The organism is Sphingomonas sp. Marseille-Q8236, assembly GCF_965112005.1.
Genome location: NZ_CBCOPO010000003.1, coordinates 143,109 through 168,441 on the forward strand (window position 1 = coordinate 143,109; position 25,333 = coordinate 168,441).

A 25,333-nucleotide genomic window follows, 5' to 3' on the forward strand; every position below is an offset into this window, starting at 1 on the left:
CTAGCATGGGCTCCAGCAATCGAGAATGTGTTTTGATACGCCCGCATCCCCTGCTAGACGTTCTCACATGGTGGCGCGTCAAAATCGATCGTGGCTGTTGAAAAACGCAGTGATGATCCTCTGCGATCGTCCTACGTTCCTTCAGGCATCCGCCGCTGCCGTCGAGGCAGACCACAGCGCGAAGGTGACGATCCGAAGACACGCGAGTGCCGAATAGCCGATTGCCAGCACCACCAGCATCAACAGCGGGAGCGTGACGTCTCCAAGCGTAGCGCGCATCTGATTAAGAGGAACGAAAGTGTGCACCCCTGACGTCGACGGTATCAGATGGGAAAAGGCCGACAAGAAGCGCGGCATCTGATCGAGCGGATAGGTAGCGCCGGTGAGAAAGAAGAACGGGACCGACGTTGGCCCCAGTATGTAGGTCGCCCGCTCTCCCCGATCGAATGCACTTCCTACCAGCAACCCCAGCGCAGCGACTGCTACGGCGAAGATCGGCACGACGACGATCATGCCGAGGATGTTGCCGTCCACCGGAACCCCTTGCACCCAGAAGATCAGGCCGAACAGGAAGTAGCATCCCACAACGCCGACCGACGAAAAGGCCGCAAGGGTGCCGGCGAATTCCGCTGCTCCCATTTGCCATGCCCCCGTCCGTCGCCGATTGCCCATGAAGGTTGCGGCACCGAACAGCAGAGTCTGCTGAATGATGATGACCGCCACGGACGGGAAGACGTAGCCCTTGTAGCCGCCCGTTCGGTTGAAAAGCGGCTCTTTGACGACTGTGACGGGCGGACCGCCGCGACTGATCTGCCCGCCCGGCAGGAGACGGGTTCTCACGATATTCTGGATGACCGCCGTCACCGCCTCGCCGATCGTGCTCGCACGCAGAAGGTAGGTCGCATTGACCCAGACGGCGATACCCGACCCAGGCGTTCCGGCACGCAGCTGGCGTTCAAGGCCATCGGAAATCAGGATAACCCCATCGGCTTTGCCCTCACGCATGTCTGCCCGAGCGGTGGCGAGGTTCCTAACCACGCTCGCGACACTGATTGCGCGAGTGGCGTCCAGATCCAGGATTATGGTTCGGCTGAGGGCGCTGTCATCCTGATCGACCACGACCACGGGCAGCTTGCGTGGCGCCTCATGGGAATAAGGCGCGGGATAGTAGAAGGCATACAGGACGACCGCGAGCAGCATCGTACTAAGCAGCGTTTTCGACGTGAGAATGGTGTGCCACGTCGAGAGGAAAGCCCTATCGAAGGTCATACCCGGCGCGCCCTTACCATGATGAAAGCCAGCGCCCCGCCGCCAGCGATGACGACGTAGGCCATCAGTGAGACCATCGGCGCGACGGCTGCAGCGACCGCCTGACCACTGACCTGCCCCATCTGAAGCGCGATGTAATGGGTGAGCGGCAGCACATTGCTCCAAGCGCGGGCGAATGCATTTCCGCCGTTCAGCGGCAGCGTTGCGCCCGAATAGGCAAGGGCCGATCCGGCATAGACGGCGCTGGCCGACAGCGCCGTGGCCGTCTCGCGCGTCACCGCCACGAGGAGCGCCGCGACGGCAGCCGTCGCAGCGTAGAACAGCGTCTGACCGGAGGCGATCAAAACGATACTTCCCTCGATACGCCAACCGCGCGCAAGGGTCAGGTAGAGGAGCCAGACGAGTCCCCAACCGCTGATGGCGAGGACGTAAGGCAGCATCTTGCCGGCCATCGCTGGAGCCACCCCGCCGCTTGCCCTCGCCCACTCAGACAAAGACTTGCCCTTAAGTTCGCGGCCGATCGCCATGGCGCAAACGCAGGCCGCGATCAGATGCAGAACCGCCGGGAAGATCAGCAGCCCCAGGAACCATTCGAAGCTCGATGGCGCATTGCCCAGCGGTGTCGCCTCGACGGCGAGACGCCGGACGCGGCTCCTCGGTACCGCATGATTGGGCAGCTGATTGGCCGCGATCTCCGGGAGCGCTTCGGTCACGGCCTCCTCAGCCGCACGGGCGACCTGACCCCCGGCGGTCAGGAAGCTTCCGTTGTAGAGGATGCGAACGACCGGCTCCCTGTGCCGGGCCACGCTTTCGCCGAGTCCCGCCGGGATATGCGCAAACCCCAGGATCTTGCCGGAGCGGACTGCACGCACGGCCTCGACCTCGCCCGGATAATAGCCTCCGAACCGAATGAGTGGCGAGGCATCGAGCGCGCGGATGACCGCTCGGCTGGCGGTACTTCCGTCACCATCCACGATCCCCAGCGGCACTTGGCGCAGCGGCCCCTGCCAAAACAGGGCAGCAACGATGAAGATGAGGAATCCGGGAAGCAATGTGATGCCTGCAAGATCCCAGCGATCGTGACGTAGATAATGCACCTCGCGCGTCCAAGCCCGGCGAAAGGCGCTCATTGTGGCCAGTCGAACAGGACGCTCATTCCCGGGCGCAGCTTTTCGATCGGGCTGACCGGATGCAGCCGGATCTCGAAGGTTCGCACGTCATAGCCCGATGCTTCGCGCGTGGCGCGCCAGGTGGCGAAGTCGCCGCGCGGCGCAACCAAATAGACCTTGAAGTCGGCATCGCGCTGCAGCGCGGGTATGTGACCGTGCAGCACCGAGCCAATCCCGAGACCATGATAACGGTCCTCCCGCAGGTTCAACGCGACCCAGGGGTGATCGATGTCGATGACCTGATAGGCGGGGATGACGGGGCTGACGACTTCGCCTGGCTGCACGAGCTTGCGGGCAACTTCACCAGCAATCGGCGAGAACAATTGTGTTTCGCGCCCTAAGGCGTTCGCGGTGCGCAGTGCGGCTTCGGCGATACGCACTTGGGCGTTCGCCGCCTGTTTGTTCTGCGGACGCGCTCCTGCCAGCGCCTTCAGATATTGCTGACGCGCGGCTTCGGCGTTGCGGGCGCTGCTATCGCGCGCTGCCGCTGCTTCATCCCGGCGCTGGGCCGCCACCACCCCTTGCGCGTAAAGATTGGCTGTGCGGCGGCTCGTGACCGCCGCCAGATCCGCTGCCGCCTGGGCTGCCTGCCATGTCGAGCGCAGGGTTGCGATGTCTTCCGACCTCGCGCCCTCGTTCGTTTCCGACGCAACCGCGCGTGCTGCATCGAGCGCACCTTGCGCCTGCGCCTGCCCACCGGTGATCTCGGGGCTCGACAGCGTCGCCAGCAGCGTGCCGGGTTGAACGCGCTGCCCCTCTTCCGCGATCAGATGCTCGACGCGGGCAAGCGCCTTGGTTCCAACATTGACCTCGTCGGCATCGACCATGCCCTGCAATTGCTCCGGCGCCGGCCGGCTCGCCAGCCACAGACCCAACACGACGACGATCACGACGATCAACCCGGCGGTGATCGCGATCGGCCGCCTGCTACGTTTTGGTGAAGCGGTCGTTTCCTCGTTCACTTCTCATTCCCCAAACGTCGATCGGCGCGCGCCAAATAGGTGGTGAAATCGTCAACCCGGTGGCTCGTCGCGAGCAAGCCCGCGAGTGCGAGGTCGTATTCGTAGGCTGCCGCGATGCGTTGGGTCTGCGTCGAGGCCAGCGTCGCCTCGGCATCGACGAGCGCCGAGGATGGGGCTTCGCCTTCGAAGAATGAAACCCGTTGGACCCGCAGGTTTTCCCGCGCTGCGGCAAGGTTGCTGTCGAGCAGCAGGAAAGACCGCCGGGCCGTTTCGACCAGATTCCAGGCACGGACGATTTCGTTGGCCACGTCCTTGCGAGCCTGCGCTGCGGCATCGGCGGCTGCGCGCTCCTGCTCGCGCGCCGCATCGAGCGACTTCTTACGATCGAAATTCGACAGCAGGGTGTATCGCAGACTAATACCGGCCACCCAATCGGGTTCGGTCGGCAGCGCATTATTGCGGTTGGCGTTGTAGCTGCCGAACGCAAAAGCCTGGGGGCGGTAACGGGATTTCGCGAGGCCCACGCCCGCACGGGCGATGTCGCGGGCAGCGTCGGCGCCGCGTGCTCGCGGTGTCGCATCGATGCCGTCGATGAACACGCTGACCGGCGGCAGTGGCGCCGAATTGACGAATAGAGGCGTCAGCGCATTCACGCCCCCCGGCTGATTCAGCAATCGCGCCAGCGCATCGGCGGCCGTCGCTTCCTCTAGCTGCGCGCGCACATAGGCGCGCTCCGCGGCATCGCGGGCGACCTGGACCTGGAGGACGCGGGCATGGGGGATGACCCCGTTCTGCTCGAGCTTCTTCGCATCGGCCAGATGGCGGTCGAACCCCTCGAGCGTCTCGCGCGTGGAGTGCGTCAATTGTGCAGCGACCTGCTGTCCGAAATAGCCTCGAACAAGGCTGACACGGGACACGTCGCGCCCACCGGCCTGCCTGGCGCGCGCCACATCGACCGCGGCGTCCGCGCCTGCCTGGATCGCCGGGATCGCTCCGCCCGTGTAAAGGGGCATGGCCGCGGTGACCGCGGGCCGAAACACCGTATCACGCGTCTGATATTGCAGCGTGTCCGGGATTGCCCCGAAGATCGTCGGCAGCGCGGCGCCGACGCGCTGTGTGACCTGCCCGACGATCTGCTGCAAGCCGACCGGAAACTGGCCGGGCAGCTGCGATAGGAAGTCGGTTGTGGCATTTGCCGCATTATCCTTCGGCCCAGTGAGGTCGACGGACAACGTCTTTTGATACTCGATGACGCTGGCCGAAGCGCTGACGACCGGACGGCGCAAGCTACGGGTAGCCCCGGCGATCAGTTCGCTTGCACGGACGGCATGGTCCTCGCCGGAAAGGCCGGGCGAGGCATCGTCGATCCGCGCGAGAGCCGCATCGAAGCTCAATGGCTGCGATTGTCGATCGTTAATGCTTTGGCCAATCGCGGCACCGGAGGAGCAGACAAGAGCGGCCATCGTGACCGCGTGCCAGGCGAGTGGACTTGTCATGCCGTCGCCTTCGAGCCGCCAAGGATTGAAGCGCGGATTTCCCGGGCAAGCCGGACCGGACGAAGCGACGAGACATCGACGCTGCACCAGACGCTTTTCACCTCGGCGAGCACCGTCTCTCCTCGCCTTATGGTAGCGTCAAAATAGGCTCTGGCCCCCACGTACCGGTCGATGAGCATCTGGACATCGACACGCTCGTCAAGAAACGCAGGGCTGCGATAGCTGATCTCGTGTTTGAGCGCGACCCATGCGATCGAACGCACGGCCTCGCCCGGTGCGTGCTGCTTCCAAAACGCGGTCACCGCGTCCTGAATCCACCGCAGATAGACCGTGTTGTTCACGTGTCCCATGTGGTCGATGTCCGAGGCGGTCACCTCGAATGCGCTGAAATGACGCTCGCCGCCTCCGGGCATCTCATCCGTCCTCATGGAATTTATTGACAGCGATCAATCATTCGCAGATATTGTCACCGATGACAATAGCGATGATTTCTGCCCGTCGACGTCGCCGCCAGCCGGACGAACTGCGCGAAGAGGCGATCGCTGCGGCGCTCGGGATCCTCGTGGCGGATGGACCTGGCGCGATCACCCTTCAGTCGGTCGCCGCGGCGCTGGGGATGACGCATGGCAGCATCACCCACCATTTTGGCACCGCCGCCAATCTGCAGGCGGCAGTCGCCGATGGACTGATCGAGCAGCTTTTGACCAAGGTTCGAGCAGGCACTTGGGCCTTGAAGGCGGGACAGATCAGTGAAGCGGATCTCGTCGACCTTGTGTTCGACAGCTTCGAAACGACGGGGGTCGGCAAGCTCATCGGGTGGCTGTCGGCCGTGCAGAGCCCCCTACTCCAACCGTTGTTCGAACGGTTCGCCCGTCTATCGCACGACATTGCGACTGACCGCAGGGATGGGTCCGCCTTCACCGAAGCCGAGCTTCCGATCATTATCGAGAGCATCGTCACGCCGGCCCTGAGTGCATCCCTCATCGGCTCCGGTCTTTTGCAGGCGCTTGATCTTCCGCCGGTCTTCACGCGGCAGCGGGTCGCCGAAAACCTCGCGGCACAGCGTGCGGCGCGCGTCGCTGCATCAACAACCGGATAGCCGAACCGCGAATCAACTGCCCGAGAGAGGCGCCCTACCCCACTAACATTTCTTGGATCGGAGTCCCCAATGTCGAAGATCGCGAGACTCTACGCAGTCGTTCTGTTGATCATCGGCGCCGCTCTGACGGCGGGTGGTCTGTGGCTGGCGGCGCTGGGCGGAACACCATATTACGCCATCTTCGGCGCTACACTCGCCCTTGCAGCCGTCTTGGCCTTGCGGAACCACCGCCAGGCGAACTGGGTGCTTGTCTTCGCATTGGCCGGCACGGTGATCTGGTCACTATTCGAGGCGGGGCTGCGCTTCTGGGACCTATTTCCCCGTCTCCTCGCACCGATTGCGCTGGTAGGACTAGGCTTAGGACTGTTCCCATCGATCGTCTCAGGCAACGCCCGTCGCGGCTTCCGGCTCGGTGCTGCGGCCTGCGCGATCGCGTTCGCCGCCATGTTTGGGTTGGCGTTCGTGCCGCATCCCACCGTATCCGCGGTTGCAGCGGCGGACTATTCTCCTGGCGCAGGGGACAATGCACCGCAGGACTGGACGTCGTACGGCGCAAGCACCGCTGGGCTTCGATACGCCACCTACAACAAGATCAATCGCGACAATGTCGCCACGCTGAAGCCAGCCTGGACGATCCGGACCGGCGACATGGGCCCTGGCATCGACCAGAACACGCCTCTCCAGATCGGCGATACCCTCTACAGCTGCACCCGCAACAACGTCATCCTCGCGCTTGATCCCGATACGGGTGCCACGCGCTGGCGCTTCGATCCTCACGCCAAGGCGCCCTTCTGGCAGCGGTGTCGTTCGCTCGGCTATTATCAGTCGACGACAGCGTCAGGCGAATGCCAGCAGCGTCTCATCGCCACCACCATCGACGCGCGATTGATGGCGCTCGACGCCAGGACGGGCAAGCTATGCCCGGGCTTCGGCAATGACGGCACCGTGTCGCTCGCCGAAGGCATGGGGCCGGTAAAGCCCGGCTTCTACTTCCAGACCTCCGCTCCGCTCGTCGCGCGCAACATCATCGTGATCGGTGGCTGGGTGGTCGACAACGAGCAGACCGGCGAACCCTCGGGCGTGATCCGCGGCTTCGACGTGATGACCGGCAAGCTCGTCTGGGCCTGGGACTTGGGCAATCCGGCAATCACGCGTGAGCCGCCCCCCGGCCAGACCTACACGCGCGGTACGCCGAACATGTGGACCACTGCGGCCTATGACGACAAGCTCGGCCTGATCTACGTGCCGCTCGGCAACGCCACGCCCGACTATTACGGCGTCCAGCGCAAGCCGTGGGCGGACCGGTACAATTCGACACTTGTCGCGCTCGACGTGACCTCCGGCCGCGAGCGCTGGAAGTTCCAGACGGTGCATCACGACCTGTGGGACTATGACCTTCCTGCACAGCCTGCCCTCGTCAATCTACGCGGCAATATCCCGGCACTTCTGTTGTCCACGAAACGCGGCCAGCTGTTTCTGCTGAACCGGGCGACCGGGCAGCCGCTGAGCCGCGTGGTCGAAAAGCCCGTGTCGTCGGCGGGCAGCATGCCGGGTGAGCGGATGTCGCCGACCCAGCCCTATTCTGTCGACATGCCGGTTATTGCGGAGACGCTGAACGAGCGTCGCATGTGGGGCATGACCATGTTCGACCAGCTCGCCTGCCGCATCTCCTTCCGCCAGTCGCGCTACAGCGGTGATTTCACGCCTCCGGGCATGACCCAGTCCATCGAGCATCCGAGCAATCTCGGCGGCCTGAACTGGGGCAGCATGTCCGTCGACGTCCCCAACAACCGGGTGTTCATGAACGACGTACGCGTGCCGATGACGGTCCGCCTGATGACCCGTCCGGAATTCACCGAATTCGCCAAGAAAAACCATCCGGATGGTACCGGCCACGGCCCATCGCCGCAGCTCGGCACGCCTTATGGCGTCAACATCCAGATGTGGATGACGAAGCTCGGTGTTCCATGTTCGCGCCCGCCGTTCGGAACAATCACCGCGGTCGACCTCAACACCCGCAAGATCGCATGGCAGGTGCCGGCCGGCACTGCCGAGGAATTGGGGCCGCTGGGGATCAAGTCGCATCTGCCTATGCCAATCGGCATGCCGACCTATGCCGGCACCAGTGTGACCGCCGGGGGGCTGCTCTTCTTCGCGGGGTCGCAGGATTACTACCTGCGCGCTTACGACACCTCGGACGGCAAAGAGGTGTGGCGCTACCGACTGCCGGTCGGCTCAAGTGCGACGCCGATGACCTACATCTCGCCCAAGACCGGACGCCAATACGTACTGGTGTCGGTGGGCGGAGCTGCTCATTCGAAGGACGTCGGCGACTACGTCATCGCGTTCAGCATCCCCCAATCCAAATAAAAAGCGTACCACTTAGGAGAGTTTATGACACAGCCGAGATTGCTCGAGACTGTCGCTGCAGAGGCGTACAGCTATCCCCTCCTCATTCGTCGATTGCTTCCCAAACCAGAGACAACGAGTCAGGAGATCGTCAGCGACGGACGGCGGTTTGGTTATGCTGCGTTCATCGAGCGGATCCACCGCCTTGCATTTGCCCTCTCACAATTTGGCGTCAAGGCCGGTGATACCGTCGCAGTCATGGACTGGGACAGCCACCGTTATCTCGAATGCTACTTTGCGATCCCCATGCTTGGCGCGATCCTGCAAACGGTCAACGTTCGCCTCGCGCCAGCTGCGATCGGCTTCACGCTTCGGCAGAGTGGCGCTGCTACGCTGTTCTACCATGACGATTTCAAGCCCCTCGCCGATGCGCTTTTGCCCGGGCTGCAAATTGAGCGCACCGTTACCTTTGGCGGCAGCGCGGCGGACGGCTTTGAAGCTCTGATCGAAGCGGGCGATCCCGATTTCGTCTTCGAAGACTTTGATGAGAACGCCATTGCGACGACGTTTCATACGACCGGCACGACGGGCGACCCAAAGCAGGTATTCTTCTCCCACCGTCAGCTCGTCCTGCATACCCTGGCGGCGGCTGCGACTGTAGCAAACCAGCCCATCGGACAGGGCGTCACGCGCAACGATGTCTACATGCCGATCACGCCCATGTTCCACGTCCACGCCTGGGGCATGCCGTATGTCGCAACGTTGCTGGGAATGAAGCAGGTGTATCCGGGACGCTACGACCCGGCCACGATCCTAGCCTTGAAGCGCGATGAGCGCGTGACCTACTCGCATTGCGTTCCGACGATCCTTCGGATGGTCATCGATGTGGCTCGGGCCAATGCCCTGGATTTGGCCCCCTGGACGATGATGATCGGCGGCTCGGCGCTTCCCGAAGCGCTGGCGGAGGAGGCGGAGGGTGTCGGCGTCATCGCACTCTCCGGATATGGCATGTCCGAGACGGGACCCGTCGTGACCCTGGCGCGCAGCAAGCCGGGCGATGCTGTCGGCGTCCGCTGTCGCGCCGGCTTCCCACTGCCGCTCGTCGAGGTCGCCGTCGACCAAAGCCGTGGCGGCGAATTGACGATCCGCGCGCCCTGGCTCACCCAGGGCTACTCGCTGCAGGACGCCTCCGATGCGTTGTGGGAAGGCGGACGCCTGCACACCGGCGACATCGCTGAGCTCGACGCGGACGGCGCGGTCCGGATCGTCGATCGGCTCAAGGACGTCATCAAGACCGGCGGCGAATGGGTGTCCTCGCTGGAACTGGAGTCCCTCCTGATGGAAGCTGCCGGTGTGGCAGAGGCGGCCGTCGTCGGAATTCCCGATGCCCGATGGGGCGAGCGGCCGGTCGCCTTCATCGTCCGCGGCACTGGTCCGGCGGTGACGGAAGGATCGCTGCGGCACGCGGTATCCGAACGAGCGCAGACGGGCGCGATTTCGCGCTACGCCATTCCGGATGCGATCTACTTCTGTGAGGTCCTGCCGAGGACGAGCGTCGGCAAGGTCGACAAGAAGGCGCTGCGGGAGACGGCGATGACGTCCGCCTCGCTAGCATCCGCCTGATCACACGATCGTTTCAGAAAGAACCGAAGTATGACTTCTTCACCTGCGACCGCTGAGATCCGGTTCGTCCTTGATACGATCGCCCACATCCGCGACCTTGCTCAACACGATCGGTTTGCCGATGCCAGCGATGACGTCGTCGATGCCGTCCTCGAAGGGGCCGGCGAATTCGCCAGGGGCGTATGGGGACCGATTAACGGGATCGGCGACAGGGTCGGCGCGCGGTGGACTGACGATGGCGTCGTGATGCCCGATGGCTACGCTTCTGCATATCAGGCCTATGTGGAGGGCGGATGGGGGACCATCGGCGTTCCCGTCGAACATGGCGGCCAGGGACTGCCCTTCGTGCTGCAGACCGCCGTGCTCGAACTGCTCGGAACCGCGAATACCGGCTTTGCGCTCTGTCCGACGCTGACGGTCGGTGCAATTGAAGCCTTGGTCCATCACGGTTCGGCCGATCAACAGGCACTATACCTGCCGCAGCTCGCAACCGGGGCCTGGACGGGGACGATGAACCTCACTGAGCCCCAGGCAGGATCTGATGTCGGCGCGCTTCGCGCGCAGGCTTTTCCTCGCGGTGACGGGACGTGGTCGATCAAGGGCACCAAAATCTACATCTCGTTCGGTGACCATGACATGGCCGAAAACATCGTCCATCTCGTCCTTGCGCGAACGCCGAACGCACCGCCCGGAACGCGTGGCATCTCCCTATTTCTCGTGCCCAAGTTCCGGCTCGACGCCGCCGGGAAACCAGCCGAGCCCAACGACGTGAAGGTTGTCTCGATCGAGCATAAGCTCGGGCTGCACGCATCACCGACCTGTGTCCTGAGCTTCGGCGATCACGACGACTGCATCGGCGAACTCATCGGCCCGGAACATGGGGGTATGCGCGCCATGTTTACGATGATGAACAACGCGCGCCTGAACGTCGGTCTGCAAGGCGTCCAAATCGGTGAGGCGGCAACGCGCAAGGCTGTGTCGTACGCGCTGGAACGGATCCAGTCTGCCCGCGCGGGGCCGGCTGATCGCACGCCGGCGCGCATCGCGGATCATCCTGACGTTCGGCGCATGCTGATGCGGATGTCTGCACAGACGCAAGCGGCACGCGCCCTGGTCTACTATGCCGCTGTGCAGGTCGATCTTGCGGCGCTCGGCGACGAGGAGGCGCAAGGTCGGCTCGAGATCCTCACGCCGCTCGCCAAGGCGCATGCCACCGATCTCGGGAATGAAATCGCGTCGATTGGGGTCCAGGTGCATGGAGGCATGGGCTACGTCGAGGAGACAGGGGCTGCGCAATTGTTCCGTGATGCTCGAATCACGCCCATCTACGAGGGTACGAATGGCATACAGGCAGCTGACTTGGTCGGACGGAAGCTCGGTCTGTCCAATGGCAAGGCCTTCGAAGCCTTATTGACGGACTTACGGACAACAGCAAAGGCGGCGCCGCTAACGGAACTCATCTATCACTGTGAAGATATCGGACGCCGTCTCACCGGAGCGAATGCTGACGACCGGCTCGCTGCAAGCTATCCGTTCCTGACGATGTTATCGGTCGCGGTCTGCGGCTGGTTGATGGAACAGCAGCACAGCGCAGCGACCGATGATGATTTTGGCCAGGTCAAAAAAGCGACCGCGGCATTCTATCTCGACCAGATAGTTCCTGAAGCTATCGGGCTTGCTGCCGCAGCCAGTGCACCAGCCGATCAGCTCTATGCGATTGATCCCGCCTTGTTGCTGGCGTGATCCCACCCTGCACACAACGCTTGATTCTGGTTAAATCAGCACGTGCAGCAATTTCAAAGTACGTCGACTGCCTTGAAAGTCAGCCGCTCATCAAGAGTGTCGGAAATGATTATAGTTCATCATCTCGAAAACAGCCGATCGCAGCGCATTCTTTGGGCTCTTGAAGAACTTGAGATACCATACGAAATCGTACGTTACGAACGTAATCCAAAGACCTTGCTTGCTCCGCCCGAATTGCGGCGGATACATCCGCTAGGTGTTTGATCCCACGGTTTGATGGTGCGATCCTTTCGTTGGAATGGAAGGAAGCCGCATGGGACAGGTACGTCACGGGTGCGCCACGACCACGCACGCCGTCCGAGCAGCAATACAGCGATCGCAAGCTTCGCTCGCGACGCTGAGCCGTGAGCTGGGGATCAATCCGAAGACGGTCGCGAAGTGGCGTAAGAGGGCAACGGTCGAGGACCTGAAGACTGGGCCGAAGGCCCCTCATTCAACGACCCTGACCGAGGCGGAGGAGGCAATGGTGGTGGCGTTCCGTCGCCACGCCCTGCTGCCGCTCGACGACTGCCTCTACGCATTGCAGCCGTCGCTACCGCACCTGACCCGGTCAGCGCTGCACCGTTGCCTGCAGCGGCACGGCATCTCCCGCTTGCCAGACGTCGAGGGCGACAAGCCGAAGCGACAACGCTTCAAGCGCTACCCAATTGGCTTCTTCCACATCGATATCGCCGAGGTGCAGACCGCCGAAGGCAAGCTCTACCTGTTCGTCGGCATCGATCGCACGAGCAAGTTCGCGGTCACGCAGTTGGTCGACAAGGCCGACCGCCGGACAGCATGGGAGTTCCTCGAGCACCTGCTGACCGCCGTGCCCTACCGCATCCACACGATCCTGACCGATAACGGCATCCAGTTCGCCGAGCAGCCGCGCAATCGCAACACCGCCTGGTCGCGTCAGATGCGCTTCGACATGATCTGCGAGGCCAACAACATCGAGCACCGGCTCACCAAGCCAAACCACCCGTGGACCAACGGCCAGGTCGAGCGGATGAACCGGACGATCAAGGACGCGACCGTCAAACGCTTCCATTACGACAGCCATGACCAGCTGCGCACACACCTCGCCGACTTCATGGCCGCCTACAACTTTGCCCGCCGGCTCAAGACGCTCAGCGGGCTTACACCCTACGAATACATCGCCAGGATCTGGACGTCAGAGCCAGACCGGTTCATCGTCAACCCGATCCACCAGATGCCGGGACTGAACACCTAGGGCCCTGGACGATGATGATCGGCGGGTCAGCTCTGCCTGAGGCTCTGGCCCAGGAAGCGGAAGAAGTCGGCATCATCGCGCTTTCCGGATACGGCATGTCCGAAACCGGACCTGTCGTCACGCTTGCCCGCAGCCAACCGGAAGATACCGTAGGCGTTCGCTGTCGCGCTGGTTTCCCATTGCCGCTCGTCGAGGTCGCCATCGACCAAGCCCGTGGCGGCGAACTGACCCTCCGGGCACCCTGGCTCACCCAAGGCTACTCGCAGCAGCACGCTTCCGATGCGCTGTGGGACGGCGGACGCCTTCATACCGGCGACATTGCCGAGATCGATGCCGACGGCGCGGTTCGGATCGTCGATCGGTTGAAGGACGTCATCAAGACGGGCGGCGAATGGGTTTCTTCAATCGAACTGGAAGCTCTTCTCACGGCCGAACCCGGCGTTGCCGAAGCAGCCGTCGTCGGTATCACCGACGCTCGCTGGGGCGAACGACCGATCGCATTTGTCGTCCGCGCTGCCGGACCGACGGTGTCGGAGGAAGCGTTACGAGAGGCTGTGGTCGCTCGGGCGCTAACGGGAGCCATCTCGCGTTACGCCGTACCGGATGCCATTCACTTCTGTGATGTCCTGCCAAGAACGAGCGTCGGCAAGGTCGACAAAAAGGCGTTGAAGGAGACGGCTCACCCTTCCGCTCTGTTTGCCGGCGCCTGACTCACGGCTGCTTCCCGCGTACCCGGCCAAGCCGCCAGAAAAACGACCGGTTTTCTTGCGGTCGATGATTTTGCCTCTTCAGCGCGTTCCGGCAATCGGAAAACTCGTTGCGGAAACCACCGGCACATTGCAGGGTGCCGGATGTCTTTTCTGGCGGGGTAACGATGCTCATCGGATATGTGAGGGTGTCCAAGGCTGACGGTTCACAGACGCTGGCACCTCAGCGCGATGCGTTGCTTGCTGCCGGCGTTGACCCTTCGCGGATCTATGAAGACCTTGCGTCGGGGCGGCACGACGCCCGCCCCGGTCTGACCGCCTGCTTGAAGGCACTGCAGCCCGGCAACACTTTGGTCCTTTGGAAGCTCGATCGCCTTGGACGCGACCTCCGCCATTTGGTCATCACCGCCGAAGCGCTGCGCGAACGCGGCATCGGGCTGAAGGTGCTGGCGGGCGCCGGTGCGCAGATCGACACCACGACCGCCAACGGCCGCCTCGCCTTCGGCATCTTCGCAGCGTTCGCCGAGTTCGAGCGCGAGCTCATTGCAGAGCGGACGCAGGCGGGACTTGCCGCGGCACGGGCGCGGGGACGGATGGGCGGACGGCCGCGCAAGATGGACAAGGCCACCCTGGCGATGGCGATGGCTGCGATGTCGGATCGCACCGCGGTCGCGGCCGACGTCGCTCGTCGTCTCGGCATGACGACGACGACACTCTATATGTACGTCAATGGTGACGGCACGCCCAAGGCGCCGGGCCAGGCGCTGCTCGATGGGGTGCCGTACCGCAAAGAACGACTGCGCGCCGCGTGACCGTGCGCAAAGCCCGTCAGCGATCAGCCATATCGTCGCGGTGGCGAGACGATCATGTCATGCTCGATCGACCGGGCCGATATGGCAGCCGGGGTCAACGCTGCGGGAATACACCTGCCTCGTCTGGGCTTGCCGGTCAGGCGCTGCGGTCGCGCCAGGATCATCAGGTTCATCACTGCCGCGCCGATCAGGAACTCCTCTTCCGCTCCCCGGATGCCGCGGAGGTGAAGCCGCCGCATGCCATGCTTGCCTTTGGCATCGGCGAAGAACCGCTCGACCCCGCGCCGCAATCGCATGGACCGCTTGAAGAGCCCGGTTTCCAGCTCGGCTCTGGCAAGATCCCGGGCGTCCTCATTGTCGAGGCGAACCAGTGTACGACGACGCGCCTTCGTGCATGTCTTCCGAAGCACGCAGCCTTCGCAGTCCTGTGCATCGGCGGCATAACGATGCACGCCAGTGGGCAGATGGAAGGTGTGGTGCCGGAGCGTCTTTCCGATCGGACAGGTGAAGCTGTCGGTGTCACGGTCATAGCTGAATGCCGTTCGCGGCAGCTTTCCCTTAGGCCGTGAACCCATTAAAATTGCAAGGGGCGGCCGAGGCAGCATGGCTATTCGATTTACCTGAGGGATGAGCGTGCTAAGCGGGGTTTATGAATAATTCGGATCCGACTGATACGTTTATCGAGACACCTGATGGCCGTCTGTTCGCTCGCTTTTGGGGGTCAGTGGGAAGGCCAGAAGCACCACCGATAATCTTATTCCACGACAGTTTGGGCTCCGTAGACCAATGGCGGGATTTTCCATGCAAGCTGGCTGCGGCCACCGGCCGTCCCGTAATTGCATATGATCGGCTTGGTTTTGGCAGGTCCGACTCAAATCCGAGAAAGTTGGAGCCAGATTTCGTCCGGAACGAAGCATCTGCTGGACTTGCCCATATTCGGGAGGCGTTCGCGGTCGATCACATGATTCTGTTCGGACATAGCGTTGGGGGTGGAATGGCGATTGCTTCTGGCGCGACATTTGCGACCGAAACTGATGCTGTGATCACTCTCGCCGCCCAAGCATTTGTCGAGGATAGGACGATTGCCGGTATCGAACAGGCGCGGGAGATGTTTCGAGACGAGAAGCAGATAGGACGCCTCGCCCAATATCATGGTAGTAAGACGCTATGGGTCCTCGATGCGTGGATCGAGACGTGGCTTGCACCTGCTTTCGCGGATTGGTGCCTTGATGATGACCTGCGCCGGCTAAATTGCCCGATCCTCGCCTTGCATGGCGATCTTGACGAATATGGATCGCGGGCACACCCAGATCGCATTGCGGCCTTGGCAGGCGGTGGCGCGCAGGAAGTGCTGCTTACCGATTGTCATCACATGCCGCACCGTGAGATGCCAGACGAAGTGCTACGATTAGTTCGGGATTTCACCAGCAAGGTGCTTGCCGAAGCTCGTGACAAGCACGACTTTCAAACCACATGAAAATCTGACTCAGGGACGGCATGAGCCGATATGACCTGACCGACTTCGAATGGCGCGTGATCGCGCCGTTGCTCCCCAACAAGCCTAGAGGCGTGCCGCGTGTCGATGACCGGCGCGTGCTGAACGGCATCTTCTGGGTACTGCGATCCGGCGCACCGTGGCGCGACCTGCCGGAACGCTATGGCCCGCGCACAACTTGCTACAATCGCTTCGTGCGCTGGCGAAAAGCGGGCGTTTGGGATCGGATGATGGATGCCATCACCTCCGCGCATGATGGCGACATCCAGATGATCGACAGCACTTCCATCCGGGCGCACCAACAGGCTGCGACAGCAAAAAGGGGGATCGAGATCATTGTCTCGGTCGCTCCAGAGGCGGCCTCACGACCAAAATCCATGCGGTCGTCGACGGGCAAGGTCTTCCGATCCGACTGGGCCTTGCCGCTGGACAAAGCCATGACGTCCAAGCTGCCGGTGATCTGCTCGACCATGTCGGTGCTGGAACAATCGTGCTGGCGGACAAGGCTTATGACGCCGATCGCATTCGAACAACTCTCCATGAAAAAGGAGCGTTCGCCAATATCCCGCCCAAGTCCAACCGCAGGTCGAAACCTTACTTCAGCACATGGCTTTACCGTGAGCGGAACCTGATCGAGCGCTTCTTCTCCAAACTTAAGCACTTCCGCAGGGTAGCTACACGATACGACAAGCTGGCCGAGAACTTCCTCGCAATGGTCCAACTCGCCTCAATGCGATTGTGGCTCCGCGTTTATGAGTCTACGGCCTAGTTTGCTGCGTGCGGTCGATCACCGGGATGTGCGGAATTGCGCCGTGGTCCCGCACGAAGCCGAGGAAACCGGCGCTGCCGTAGGCCTTATCGGCAGCAACCCGCTTGGGATGGAAGTCGAACCGATCTGCCGACCTCGCGAGCATGACGCGGCCGGCATCGACCTCCTCCGCAAAGCGAGCCGGCGTCGCCTCGACATCAAGGGCAACGCCACTCGGGGTGTCGACCAGCGCGTTGAGGGCGTAGCCGAACCGGCCACGCACCGTTCGCGCAGACCAAGCCGCGGCAGGATCCGTTCGAGAGACGCCTTGGCAGCTGTTCGAGCGCGCCAGTTCCCAGACGGCATCGCCTGTGTCCTTGATCCATTCCCGAACCGCGCGCGACGCGTTCGCGACATACGGCAGGTAGCCTGGCACGGTCTTGCGCTGCCAGCTCGCATCAGCGGCTATGAACGATGCGTCAATCGCGGCGTCTTTTCCGCCGACCAGCCCTGCACTGATGCAGTGTCGGACCGTGCTCTCGAACAGGACCCGGAACACGCCGGCGTCGCGAAAGCGGCCATGCCGGTTCTTGCTGAACGTCGAGTGGTGCGGAACCCTATCTGCTGGCGAGAGACGACAGAACCAGCGGTAGGCCAGATTGTAGCGCAGCTCCTCGCACAGGCGCCGCTCGGACGCGATCGCGTAGATGCGGGCAATCAAGGTCATACGGATCAGCAGTTCGGGGTCGATCGATGGTCGCCCCCGTGTGCTGTAATGCCCGGTCAGTGCTTGCTTAAGCTCGCTTGTGTCGAGACATCTATCGATGCGACGCAGCAGGTGGTCTGCGGGCAACATGGCTTCTATGGTGCGGCGGGACGCCCCTTCCCGCCCACCGCAACAGGCTGGTCCCATCATGGCGGCGCTCCTCTCAGTAGGGGCGAAACGAAGGAGCAACCCGGCATGTCCGGCATTTTTCAACAGGCCCGATCGTGGCTGTTGAAAATTTCCGGCGGACGCTGAACGCCACCTCAAGAACTGCCGCAACTGGCATTCTGAGGGGTCTCACATTGATCCGCCTTCAAACTTTGACGGGCAGTCTCAATGTAACGCCGAAACCGCTCTCGGGTCGCGTAAGGGCAGCATCGCCACCATGCCCAATAGCCACGGCGCGAACCAGCGCCAGGCCAAGGCCGTGTCCATCGGTGGTGCGCGACACCTCCGTACGAGCGAACCGCTGAAACAGTCGTCCGGCGTCGGCGGGAGAAACACCCGGACCGTCATCCTCCAGTGTCACCTCGATCCCATCCTGCAACAACCTGGCGGAGAGCATCGCGGCCGTGCCTGCCGGCGTGTGCCGCAACGTGTTCTCCAGCAGGTTCGACAATGCCTGTGCGAGCAGGCGGCGGTCGCCCTCGATATGCAGCCCGCGCACGATGTCGACTGTCAGGGCATGGCCGGCAGCCTCGAAGTCGGGGCGATAGGTTTCGGCCATGTCCTCCAGCAGCGCCGACAGATCGACCGTTCCCAACGCTCGACGTTCAGCCAGCCCCTCGACCTCAGCTATGCGGAGCAGCGCCGCGAAGATCTCCAGCAAGTCGTCGGCTTGCCGCCGGGCGGAATCGATCGCGCCTGGGTCACCGGCCGCGGCGCGATCGAGCTGGTTGCACAGGCGGGTGAGCGGCGTGCGTAGATCGTGCGCGACGTCGGTCGACACCTGCCGCAGATTGTCCATCAGCGCCGCCATACGGTCGAGCATCCGATTGAGCGTCGCGGCAAGGCGATCGAACTCGCTGTCGGACCCGTCGCGCGGCACCCGCTGCGTCAGATCGCCGGCGATGATTGCCTGCGCCGTGGCATCGATGTGAGACAGGCGGCGCCGCGTCAGCCATCCGACCAGTATCGCCGCGCCGATCCCGAGCGCCAGCACCGCGCCCAGCGCTCCGGCGAACAGCGCCGCCAGCGTGCTGTCGATCGCGTCCAGGTCGCGACGATCGGCGACGACGACGAGAAGCCCACCGGCCAAGGGCGTGGCGAGCGCCTGGCCGACGCCGGTGATATCGCCGCGGCGAAAGCCGAAATGCTCCTGGTAGCCGGGTTCGGGCGGCGCAAGCGGGGCGATGGTGGCGGCGACCGTCCGCCCGTTGCGGTCGACCAGCAGATAGTCGAGACTCGCTTCGTTCCGCGTTTCCTCGCGCAGACGGATCGCCTCGGCGACCCCCGCCAGTCCCGCTTCGCTCGCCTCGGCAACGAGCGCGCGCGTTTCCACCGCGACGCGGTGGTCTAGCTGTTCCTCCAGCGCCTCGTGCGTCACCTCATAGGCGACCGCGCCGATCGCGAGCGTCGCCGCGGCGAAGGCCAGCGCGACCAGCACGACGATGCCGAAGGTAGAGCGCCACAGGCGGCGGATCATCGTCACGCGTCCCGGATCATGTAGCCCGCCCCGCGCACCGTCTCGATCGCGTCCACGTCAAACCCGGCGTTGAGCTTGGAGCGCAGTCGGCTCAGATGCGTCTCGACGATATTGGTCTTCGGATCGAAATCGAAGTCCCACACGCGTTCGAGCAGCATGGTCCGAGTCATCACCCGGCGCGGGTTGCGCATCAGCTCGGCGAGCAGCGCGAACTCGCGCGGTTGCAGGGTCACGCGCCGTCCGGCCCGTTCCACCGTGCGACGATGCAGGTCGAGCACAATGTCGCCGACCCGGAGCAGGTGGGCATCGTCGCCGCGCGGTACCGGCCGGCGCGCCAGCGCATTGAGGCGCGCGGCCAACTCGGAAAAGGCGAAGGGCTTGACCAGATAGTCGTCGGCGCCGCCTTCCAGCCCCTCCACCCGGTCCGCGATCCCGCCGACCGCGGTCAGCATCAGGACCGGCGTCGCGTCGCCGGCCGCGCGCAGCGCCCGGACCAGGGCGAGGCCGTCGAGGCCGGGCAGCATCCGGTCGACCACGATCGCGTCGAACCCGCCCCCGGTCGCTTGGAACAGGCCGTCCCGGCCGTCCGCGCTGACCGCGACCTGGTGCCCGGCCTGACCCAGCCCCTGCGCCACGAAGGCGCGGGTGTCGGCATCATCCTCGACGATCAATATCCGCATTGCCCGACTATCGCCTGCCGGCGTCGGTTCGCCAACCGCCGCCCAGCGCACGGAACAGCGCCACCTCGTTCTGCGACACCGCCAGATCGGACTGGACCTGTTGCAGCATCGCCGATGCTGTGGCCCGCTGCGCATCGACCTGAAGCAGGCCGGGCGCATCGCCGAGGCGGACACGCGCACCCGCCCGGCGCGCATAGGCCTGCGCCTCGCGCGACGCGGTCGCCAGATCGCGGTTGCGGCGCGTCTCGGCATCGTAGGCCGCCAGCGCCGTCTCCACCTCGCGCAGAGCACGGAGGACGGCCACGTCCCATCCGGCGATCGCCGCGCGCTCGGTCGCGCGGGCCTGCTCCAGCCGCGCGCGGGCGGGCGCCTGATTGGGGAACGCCCAGCTGACGAGCGGCGATGCGACGGCCTTGAACCCGCCCGACAGCAATCCGAGCGCTCCGCCCAGATTGACGCGCGGGTAGAGGTCCGCCCGCGCCACCCCGATCCGCGCCGCGGCAGCGGCAAGGCGTCGCTCCGCCTCGCGAACGTCGGGGCGCCGGAGCAGCAGCGCGGTCCCGTCGCCGACCGGCGCAGCGGTGCGCAGCCGGGGCGCGGCGGTGCAGGCGAAGCGATAGCCCCGCGCTTCCGCCGGGGGGCGCCCCTGCAACGTTGCGAGCCGATACAGCGCGTTGGCACGCTGTGCCTCGAACGGGGCGATGGCGGCGCGGGTGGCAGCCGCGATGGTCGCGACCTGCGACACCTCCAGCGGCGACACTTCGCCCGCCCGAAACTGTTCGCGCACGAGCGCGACCGACCGGTCCTGTGCCGCCGCGACCTCGCGGGCGGTCGCGATGGCGCGGGTCGATCCGCACAGGTCGACATAGGCGAGCACGGTGTCGGCCACCACGGCAACGTGCAAGCCATCGACGACCGCGGCTTGCGCCTCGGCATCCGCACCCGCCGCGGTCGCGGCGGACCGCAGCCGCCCGAACAGGTCGAGATCCCAGCTCGCCGTCGCGGCGATATCATAGTCCGTCGTCGGCACGTTGCCCGACGCGCTCGGTTGCGAGGCGGGGTTGTCGACCCCCAACGCGCTCTCGATCGTCGTCTGCGGCAGCCGCGCCGCCCGTGCCTGCCGCAGAGCGGCGCGAGCGCCGTCCAAATTGGCGTAGGCGACGCGCAGATCGGCATTGGCGGCGAGCGCCGATCGCACCAGTCCGTCGAGGACCGGATCGTCGTAGAGCCGCCACCAGTCATCCGGCACCGGCGCGATTGACGCGACGGGAAGCCGGGCGAACTCGCCCGTCGCGCTAGGCGGGGCGATTGTCGGCGGAGGTGCGGGCACGCTCATGCACGCGGACGCGAAAAGGGCAACACCGGGGGCCAGACGACGGATCATGCCAGTGCCTCCTTGGCTGCGGTTGCAGGCGGCACGGTGCGGTCCCTGCCATAGCGAGCATACAGCGCGGGCAGCAGCAGCAGGTTGAGCGCGGTCGACGAAATGAGGCCACCGAGGATCACGATCGCCATCGGATGCTCGATCTCGTGCCCGGGCGCATTGCCCGCCACGATCAGCGGCACCAGCGCCAGTCCCGCGCAGGCGGCCGTCATCAGGATCGGCACCAGTCGCTCTTCCGCACCGCGCATTACCAGCTCGCGCCCGAAGGTCATGCCCTCGTGCCGTTCGAGATGCTGATAGTGCGACAGCAGCATGATGCCGTTGCGCGCGGCGATGCCGATGACGGTGACGAACCCAACCAGCGAGCCGAGCGACAGCACCCCGCCGGTGACGGCCACGGCGACCACCCCGCCGACCAGCGCGAAGGGCAGGCTGACACCGACCAGCGCGGTGATCCGGCGCGAGCGAAACTCCATCCAGACGAGCAGCAGGATGCCGACGAGGCATAACGCGCCGATGCTCCAGAGGCGGCTGCGCGATTCGTTCAGTGCGGCATATTCGCCGAGCACCTGCGGATGATAGCCGGTCGCGAACGGCACCCTGGCGACCGCGGCGTCGACCGCCTGCGCGACCGTGCCGAGGTCCGCGCCCGCGACGTTCATCGTGACGTCAAGCCGGCGCTGGCCGTTCTCGCGCTTCACCTCGTTGGGGGCGGGTGCGATCTCGATATCGGCGACATCGCCGAGCCGCACCGGCGCCCCGGCGACCGCATTGCCGGCCGCGGGCACCTGGATCATCAGGTCGCGCAAGGCGTGGACGCTGTTACGCACCGCCGGCTCGCCCCAGACAGCCACGTCGAAGGCGCGCTGGTCGCGGTAGATTTCGCCGACCTTGGCCTGCGCGACCAGCACCTGCGCCTGCCGGCGCACCTCGCCCGCGGTGAGGCCGAACCGCGCCAGTTCGCCCGCACGTGGCCGGATGCGGATCTGCGGCACGAGCACCTGCGATTCCAGCTTAAGGTCGGACACGCCCGGAACCCCACTGATCGCCTCACGGACGCGGGCACCGGCCGCGCGCAGCTCCGCCTGGTCCGGGCCGTAGATGCGCACGACGATGGTCGCACCGGCACCCGTCAGCACCTCCTTGATCCGCTCGCGCAGATAGGTGAGCACGTCGCGATAGAGGCCGGGGTAGCCCTCGACCACTTCCTTGATCCGCTTCACCGACGCATCGTAATCGGCGTTCTCGTCGAGGCTGATCCAGAGTTCGGTGAAGTTGGGGCCGACCACTTCGTCGGCCTGTTCGGCGCGGCCGATATGCGCGCCGAAGTTGCGGACGCCGGGGATGCTGCGCAGCTCCTTCGACGCGCGGATCGTGATCCGGTCCATCGCCTCGATCGACGTCCCCGGCTTCTCGACGAAGTGCATCAGGAAGTCGGTTTCGCGGAAGTCGGGCAGGAACTGGTCCTTGAACGTCGCATAGCCGACACCGGCGAGCAGCAGCCCACCCGCGACGATCCCGACCGCCATCGCCGGCTGAGCGACCACGCGCGGCAGGAAGCCGACGTAGCGGCGCTTCATCGCCGCGACGAAGCGGGTGTCGCGCTCCGCCTTCAGCGGCGCGTTCGGGAGCAGGAGAAGGCACATCGCCGGCGTGACGGTCAGCGCGACCAGCAGCGACATCCCGATCGCCAGCACATAGGCGATGGCGAGGGGCTGGAAGAAGGTGCCCGCGACCCCGCCCAGGAAGAAGATCGGCACGAACACCAGCATCACGATCAGCGAGGCGAAGACGACCGCCGAGCGTACCTCCAGCGAGGCGGCGAGCACCACCGCGAACGCCGGCTTCGGATCGGCCGCCTCGCGGTTCAGTCGGAGACGGCGCGCGATATTCTCCACGTCGATGATCGCATCGTCGACCACCTCGCCCAACGCGATGACGAGGCCGGCGATAATCATCACGTTGATCGTCGCGCCCGACCAGAGCAGCATCAGACCCGCCCCGAGCAGCGACAGCGGGATCGCGACGAGGCTGATCGTCGCCTGCCGCCAGTCGCGGGTGAAGAGGAACAGCACCGCCGCCACCAGCGCGCAGCCGATCATCAGCGCGCGGGTGAGATTATCGATCGAGCGTTCGATGAAGGTCGCCGGGCGGAAGATGGTCGTGTCGACCTTCACGTCCTTGAGGCCGGGCTTCAGCTCGGCGAACGCGGCCTCGACCGCGCGGGTCAGCTCCAGCGTGTTGGCCGTCGGCTGCTTCTCGACGATCAGCATGATGCCCGGGCCGTCGTCGATGATGGCGTTGCCGATCGGCGCATTGAAACCGTCGACCACGCGGGCGACGTCGCCGATCCTGACCGGTGCTTCGCCCGCCTGCCTGACGACCGCCTGTGCCAGCTCGGCTGCGGTCTGCACCGTGCCGGTCTGCTGGACGGCGAGGCGCTGGTTGGGCGTGTCGACGAACCCGCCACCCCCAACCAGCACGGCGTCGCCGGCGGCCGCGCGCACCTCCGCCAGCGTCACACCGGCCGCGCGCAGCCGGTCGGGATCGACCAGCACCTGCAACTGCCTGTCACGCTGGCCCCACACCGCGACGTTCGCGACGCGGGGGACGGCCATCAGCCGCGGGCGGATGGTCCAGCGCACCAGCTCGGACAATTGCATCTGGTCGAGCTTCGTCGACGACAGCCCGACCTTCATCGCCCGGCTCGTCGACGACAGCGGCGGCATCAGCACCGGCTGACGCGCCGCGAGCGGCAGCCGCGGCTGCACCTGCGCGATCCGCTCGCCGACCATCTGGCGGGCGCGGATTACGTCGGACCCGCGCTCGAACAGGATCTGTACCGACGACAGGCCCAGCACCGACTTGGATCGCAGCGTCATCAGGCCGGGCACGCCGTTGACCGCCGTCTCGATCGGCACCGTCACCAGGCTCTCGACCTCCTCGGTCGACAGCCCCGGCGCCTCGGTCTGGATTTCCACCATCGGCGGGGCGAACTCGGGGAACACGTCGAGCGGCACGTCGCGCCCGGCGCGAATGCCGAGCACGACCAGCAAGGCGGCCAGCGCGAGGACGAGGACGCGCTGCGCCAGCGCGAGATGGACGAGTCGGCCGAGCATCAGTGCGCCGCCCCGAACTCTGTCCCGAACAGCTCGGCCGCACCACCGGTGACGACTTGCGCGCCGGCCGTCAGCCCGCGCGACAGCAGTGCCCGTCCGTCGTTTTCCGATGCTACCTCGACGCGCTGTCGCACGAAGGTGTTGGGCGCGGTCCGCTGATAGACCCACTCGCCACCGTAGACATCGCGGAGGATCGCAGCAGACGGCACCGACAATCCCTCGGTCTGCCCGGCGAGCGGCAGGTCCACCGCGACCCGCTGGCCGACGCGGAAGGCGCGGTCGCGATTGTCGATGGCGAAATACAGATCGACCGTGCCCGTGACGGTGTTGGCCGATGGCGGCGCCTGCACCGGACGGGCGCTGCGTGGCGCGCCGGCGTCGCCGAGCGTGCGGACCGTCGCGGCGGCCTCTCGACGCACATTCCCCATGTCGCTGCCGAACACTGACGCGCGGACCCACAGTACCGCTTGCGAACCGAGCGAGGCGACCGCCGGCCCAAGCAAACGGCGCTGCTGACGTGCCGCGCCTAGCGCCGCCTGCGCCGCAGCCAGCGCAGCCGCAGCTTCATCGCGTGCCCGCACGCTGCCGGCCTCCTCGCGCACCAGGCTCTCGGCCCGGTCGAGCGCGATCCTCCCCAGCCTCGCTTGCGCCGTAGCGCGGGCCAGTTCGGCGTCGGCCGCCGCCTGCTGGCTGCCGATCTGCTGGAGATTGGTGGTCGAGTTGACCGGCACGCCGTTGGGGCTGATCGGCGGCACCACGATCTCACCGGCAACCTCGCGCGAGGAGGAGGCCGATCCTCCACCCACCCTAGCTAGTGCGATGCCGAGACGCTCCTGAGCTTGGGGTGTAAGGGTCAGCTTCAACAGCTCGCTCTCATGCGTGATCGTCTCGGCATGGGCAGGCGGTGCGGGCGGCTTCGCGGCCTTCTCGCCGCAACCGGCGAGCAGGATCGGGATCAGAAGGAAGGTCTGGCGCATCGTGACGGCTTAGTCAC

General features: G+C 64.9%; 21 protein-coding genes and 1 pseudogene. 10 read left to right on the forward strand and 12 right to left on the reverse strand.

The window, feature by feature from the left end; all coding sequences use genetic code 11:
* Positions 1–141 precede the first annotated feature (141 nt).
* From ACWPWT_RS19705 to ACWPWT_RS19725, 5 genes are read right to left on the reverse strand one after another with little or no spacing between them, the layout of a single operon-like run.
* The gene (locus ACWPWT_RS19705) at positions 142–1,269 is read right to left on the reverse strand and encodes an ABC transporter permease (RefSeq protein WP_241889954.1); all 1,128 of its coding nucleotides are present in this window, start codon (positions 1,267–1,269) and stop codon (positions 142–144) included.
* The gene (locus tag ACWPWT_RS19710) at positions 1,266–2,399 is read right to left on the reverse strand and encodes an ABC transporter permease (protein WP_277880587.1); all 1,134 of its coding nucleotides are present in this window, start codon (positions 2,397–2,399) and stop codon (positions 1,266–1,268) included. The genes ACWPWT_RS19705 and ACWPWT_RS19710 overlap by 4 nt, the downstream gene beginning before the upstream one ends.
* Entirely contained in the window at positions 2,396–3,400 is a 1,005-nt protein-coding gene (locus ACWPWT_RS19715; RefSeq protein ID WP_241889952.1) for an efflux RND transporter periplasmic adaptor subunit, read from the reverse strand. The genes ACWPWT_RS19710 and ACWPWT_RS19715 overlap by 4 nt, the downstream gene beginning before the upstream one ends.
* Positions 3,397–4,863 carry a TolC family protein gene (locus ACWPWT_RS19720; RefSeq protein ID WP_454281058.1) on the reverse strand — a complete coding sequence of 489 codons (1,467 nt, stop codon included), beginning with the start codon at positions 4,861–4,863 and terminating at the stop codon, positions 3,397–3,399. Before ACWPWT_RS19720 ends, ACWPWT_RS19715 begins: the two co-directional genes overlap by 4 nt.
* A 29-nt stretch (positions 4,864–4,892) precedes the next feature.
* A complete protein-coding gene (locus tag ACWPWT_RS19725; protein WP_184116749.1) occupies positions 4,893–5,309 on the reverse strand; it encodes an acyl-CoA thioesterase in 417 nt (138 codons plus the stop codon).
* 71 nt (positions 5,310–5,380) lie between these two features.
* On the opposite strand from ACWPWT_RS19725, the gene ACWPWT_RS19730 reads away from it, so the two are divergent.
* The 8 genes and pseudogenes from ACWPWT_RS19730 (at position 5,381) to ACWPWT_RS19765 (ending at position 14,502) form a co-directional block, all read left to right on the forward strand.
* A complete protein-coding gene (locus tag ACWPWT_RS19730; RefSeq protein ID WP_454281059.1) occupies positions 5,381–5,995 on the forward strand; it encodes a TetR/AcrR family transcriptional regulator in 615 nt (204 codons plus the stop codon).
* A gap of 69 nt (positions 5,996–6,064) precedes the next feature.
* Complete coding sequence (locus ACWPWT_RS19735) at positions 6,065–8,365, forward strand: membrane-bound PQQ-dependent dehydrogenase, glucose/quinate/shikimate family (RefSeq protein ID WP_454281060.1); 2,301 nt, start codon at positions 6,065–6,067, stop codon at positions 8,363–8,365.
* Between the two features lie 39 nt (positions 8,366–8,404).
* The gene (locus ACWPWT_RS19740) at positions 8,405–9,967 is read left to right on the forward strand and encodes a long-chain-fatty-acid--CoA ligase (protein ID WP_454281061.1); all 1,563 of its coding nucleotides are present in this window, start codon (positions 8,405–8,407) and stop codon (positions 9,965–9,967) included.
* 30 nt (positions 9,968–9,997) lie between these two features.
* Complete coding sequence (locus tag ACWPWT_RS19745; protein WP_454281062.1) at positions 9,998–11,710, forward strand: acyl-CoA dehydrogenase; 1,713 nt, start codon at positions 9,998–10,000, stop codon at positions 11,708–11,710.
* 105 nt (positions 11,711–11,815) lie between these two features.
* Positions 11,816–11,968, forward strand: a pseudogene (locus tag ACWPWT_RS19750) (glutathione S-transferase N-terminal domain-containing protein); the annotation flags it as partial.
* A 55-nt stretch (positions 11,969–12,023) separates the two neighbouring features.
* Positions 12,024–12,983, forward strand: coding sequence for an IS481 family transposase (locus ACWPWT_RS19755; RefSeq protein ID WP_174195149.1), 960 nt, complete (start codon positions 12,024–12,026; stop codon positions 12,981–12,983).
* Between the two features lie 11 nt (positions 12,984–12,994).
* Entirely contained in the window at positions 12,995–13,693 is a 699-nt protein-coding gene (locus ACWPWT_RS19760) for an AMP-binding enzyme (protein ID WP_454281063.1), read from the forward strand.
* 164 nt (positions 13,694–13,857) lie between these two features.
* Positions 13,858–14,502, forward strand: coding sequence for a recombinase family protein (locus ACWPWT_RS19765; protein ID WP_454281083.1), 645 nt, complete (start codon positions 13,858–13,860; stop codon positions 14,500–14,502).
* Positions 14,503–14,525: 23 nt separating this feature from the next.
* On the opposite strand, the gene ACWPWT_RS19770 is transcribed toward ACWPWT_RS19765, so the two are convergent.
* Positions 14,526–15,107: a transposase gene (locus ACWPWT_RS19770; RefSeq protein WP_454281064.1), complete on the reverse strand. Its 582-nt coding sequence runs from the start codon at positions 15,105–15,107 to the stop codon at positions 14,526–14,528.
* A 44-nt stretch (positions 15,108–15,151) separates the two neighbouring features.
* On the opposite strand from ACWPWT_RS19770, the gene ACWPWT_RS19775 reads away from it, so the two are divergent.
* Together ACWPWT_RS19775 and ACWPWT_RS19780 are read left to right on the forward strand one after the other, a co-directional pair.
* On the forward strand, positions 15,152–15,979 hold the full coding sequence (locus tag ACWPWT_RS19775; RefSeq protein WP_409786845.1) for an alpha/beta fold hydrolase: 828 nt from the start codon (positions 15,152–15,154) through the stop codon (positions 15,977–15,979).
* 20 nt (positions 15,980–15,999) lie between these two features.
* Positions 16,000–16,766 (forward strand): IS5 family transposase gene (locus ACWPWT_RS19780; RefSeq protein ID WP_454281065.1). Its coding sequence is split into 2 segments (ribosomal slippage): positions 16,000–16,312 and positions 16,312–16,766, totalling 768 coding nucleotides; the frame shifts between segments, so codons are not numbered across the junction.
* On the opposite strand, the gene ACWPWT_RS19785 is transcribed toward ACWPWT_RS19780, so the two are convergent.
* The 6 genes from ACWPWT_RS19785 to ACWPWT_RS19810 form a co-directional block, all read right to left on the reverse strand.
* Positions 16,756–17,601 carry a transposase gene (locus ACWPWT_RS19785; RefSeq protein ID WP_454281066.1) on the reverse strand — a complete coding sequence of 282 codons (846 nt, stop codon included), beginning with the start codon at positions 17,599–17,601 and terminating at the stop codon, positions 16,756–16,758. The two genes, ACWPWT_RS19780 and ACWPWT_RS19785, sit on opposite strands and share 11 nt — an antisense overlap.
* Positions 17,602–17,824: 223 nt before the next feature.
* Positions 17,825–19,156 carry a sensor histidine kinase gene (locus ACWPWT_RS19790; RefSeq protein WP_285139024.1) on the reverse strand — a complete coding sequence of 444 codons (1,332 nt, stop codon included), beginning with the start codon at positions 19,154–19,156 and terminating at the stop codon, positions 17,825–17,827.
* Positions 19,157–19,158: 2 nt separating this feature from the next.
* Positions 19,159–19,836 carry a response regulator transcription factor gene (locus ACWPWT_RS19795; RefSeq protein ID WP_241889972.1) on the reverse strand — a complete coding sequence of 226 codons (678 nt, stop codon included), beginning with the start codon at positions 19,834–19,836 and terminating at the stop codon, positions 19,159–19,161.
* A 7-nt stretch (positions 19,837–19,843) separates the two neighbouring features.
* On the reverse strand, positions 19,844–21,220 hold the full coding sequence (locus ACWPWT_RS19800) for an efflux transporter outer membrane subunit (protein WP_285139009.1): 1,377 nt from the start codon (positions 21,218–21,220) through the stop codon (positions 19,844–19,846).
* A complete protein-coding gene (locus tag ACWPWT_RS19805; RefSeq protein ID WP_315463118.1) occupies positions 21,217–24,339 on the reverse strand; it encodes an efflux RND transporter permease subunit in 3,123 nt (1,040 codons plus the stop codon). Before ACWPWT_RS19805 ends, ACWPWT_RS19800 begins: the two co-directional genes overlap by 4 nt.
* Complete coding sequence (locus ACWPWT_RS19810; protein ID WP_285139011.1) at positions 24,339–25,316, reverse strand: efflux RND transporter periplasmic adaptor subunit; 978 nt, start codon at positions 25,314–25,316, stop codon at positions 24,339–24,341. The genes ACWPWT_RS19805 and ACWPWT_RS19810 overlap by 1 nt, the downstream gene beginning before the upstream one ends.
* Between the last annotated feature and the right edge of the window lie 17 nt (positions 25,317–25,333).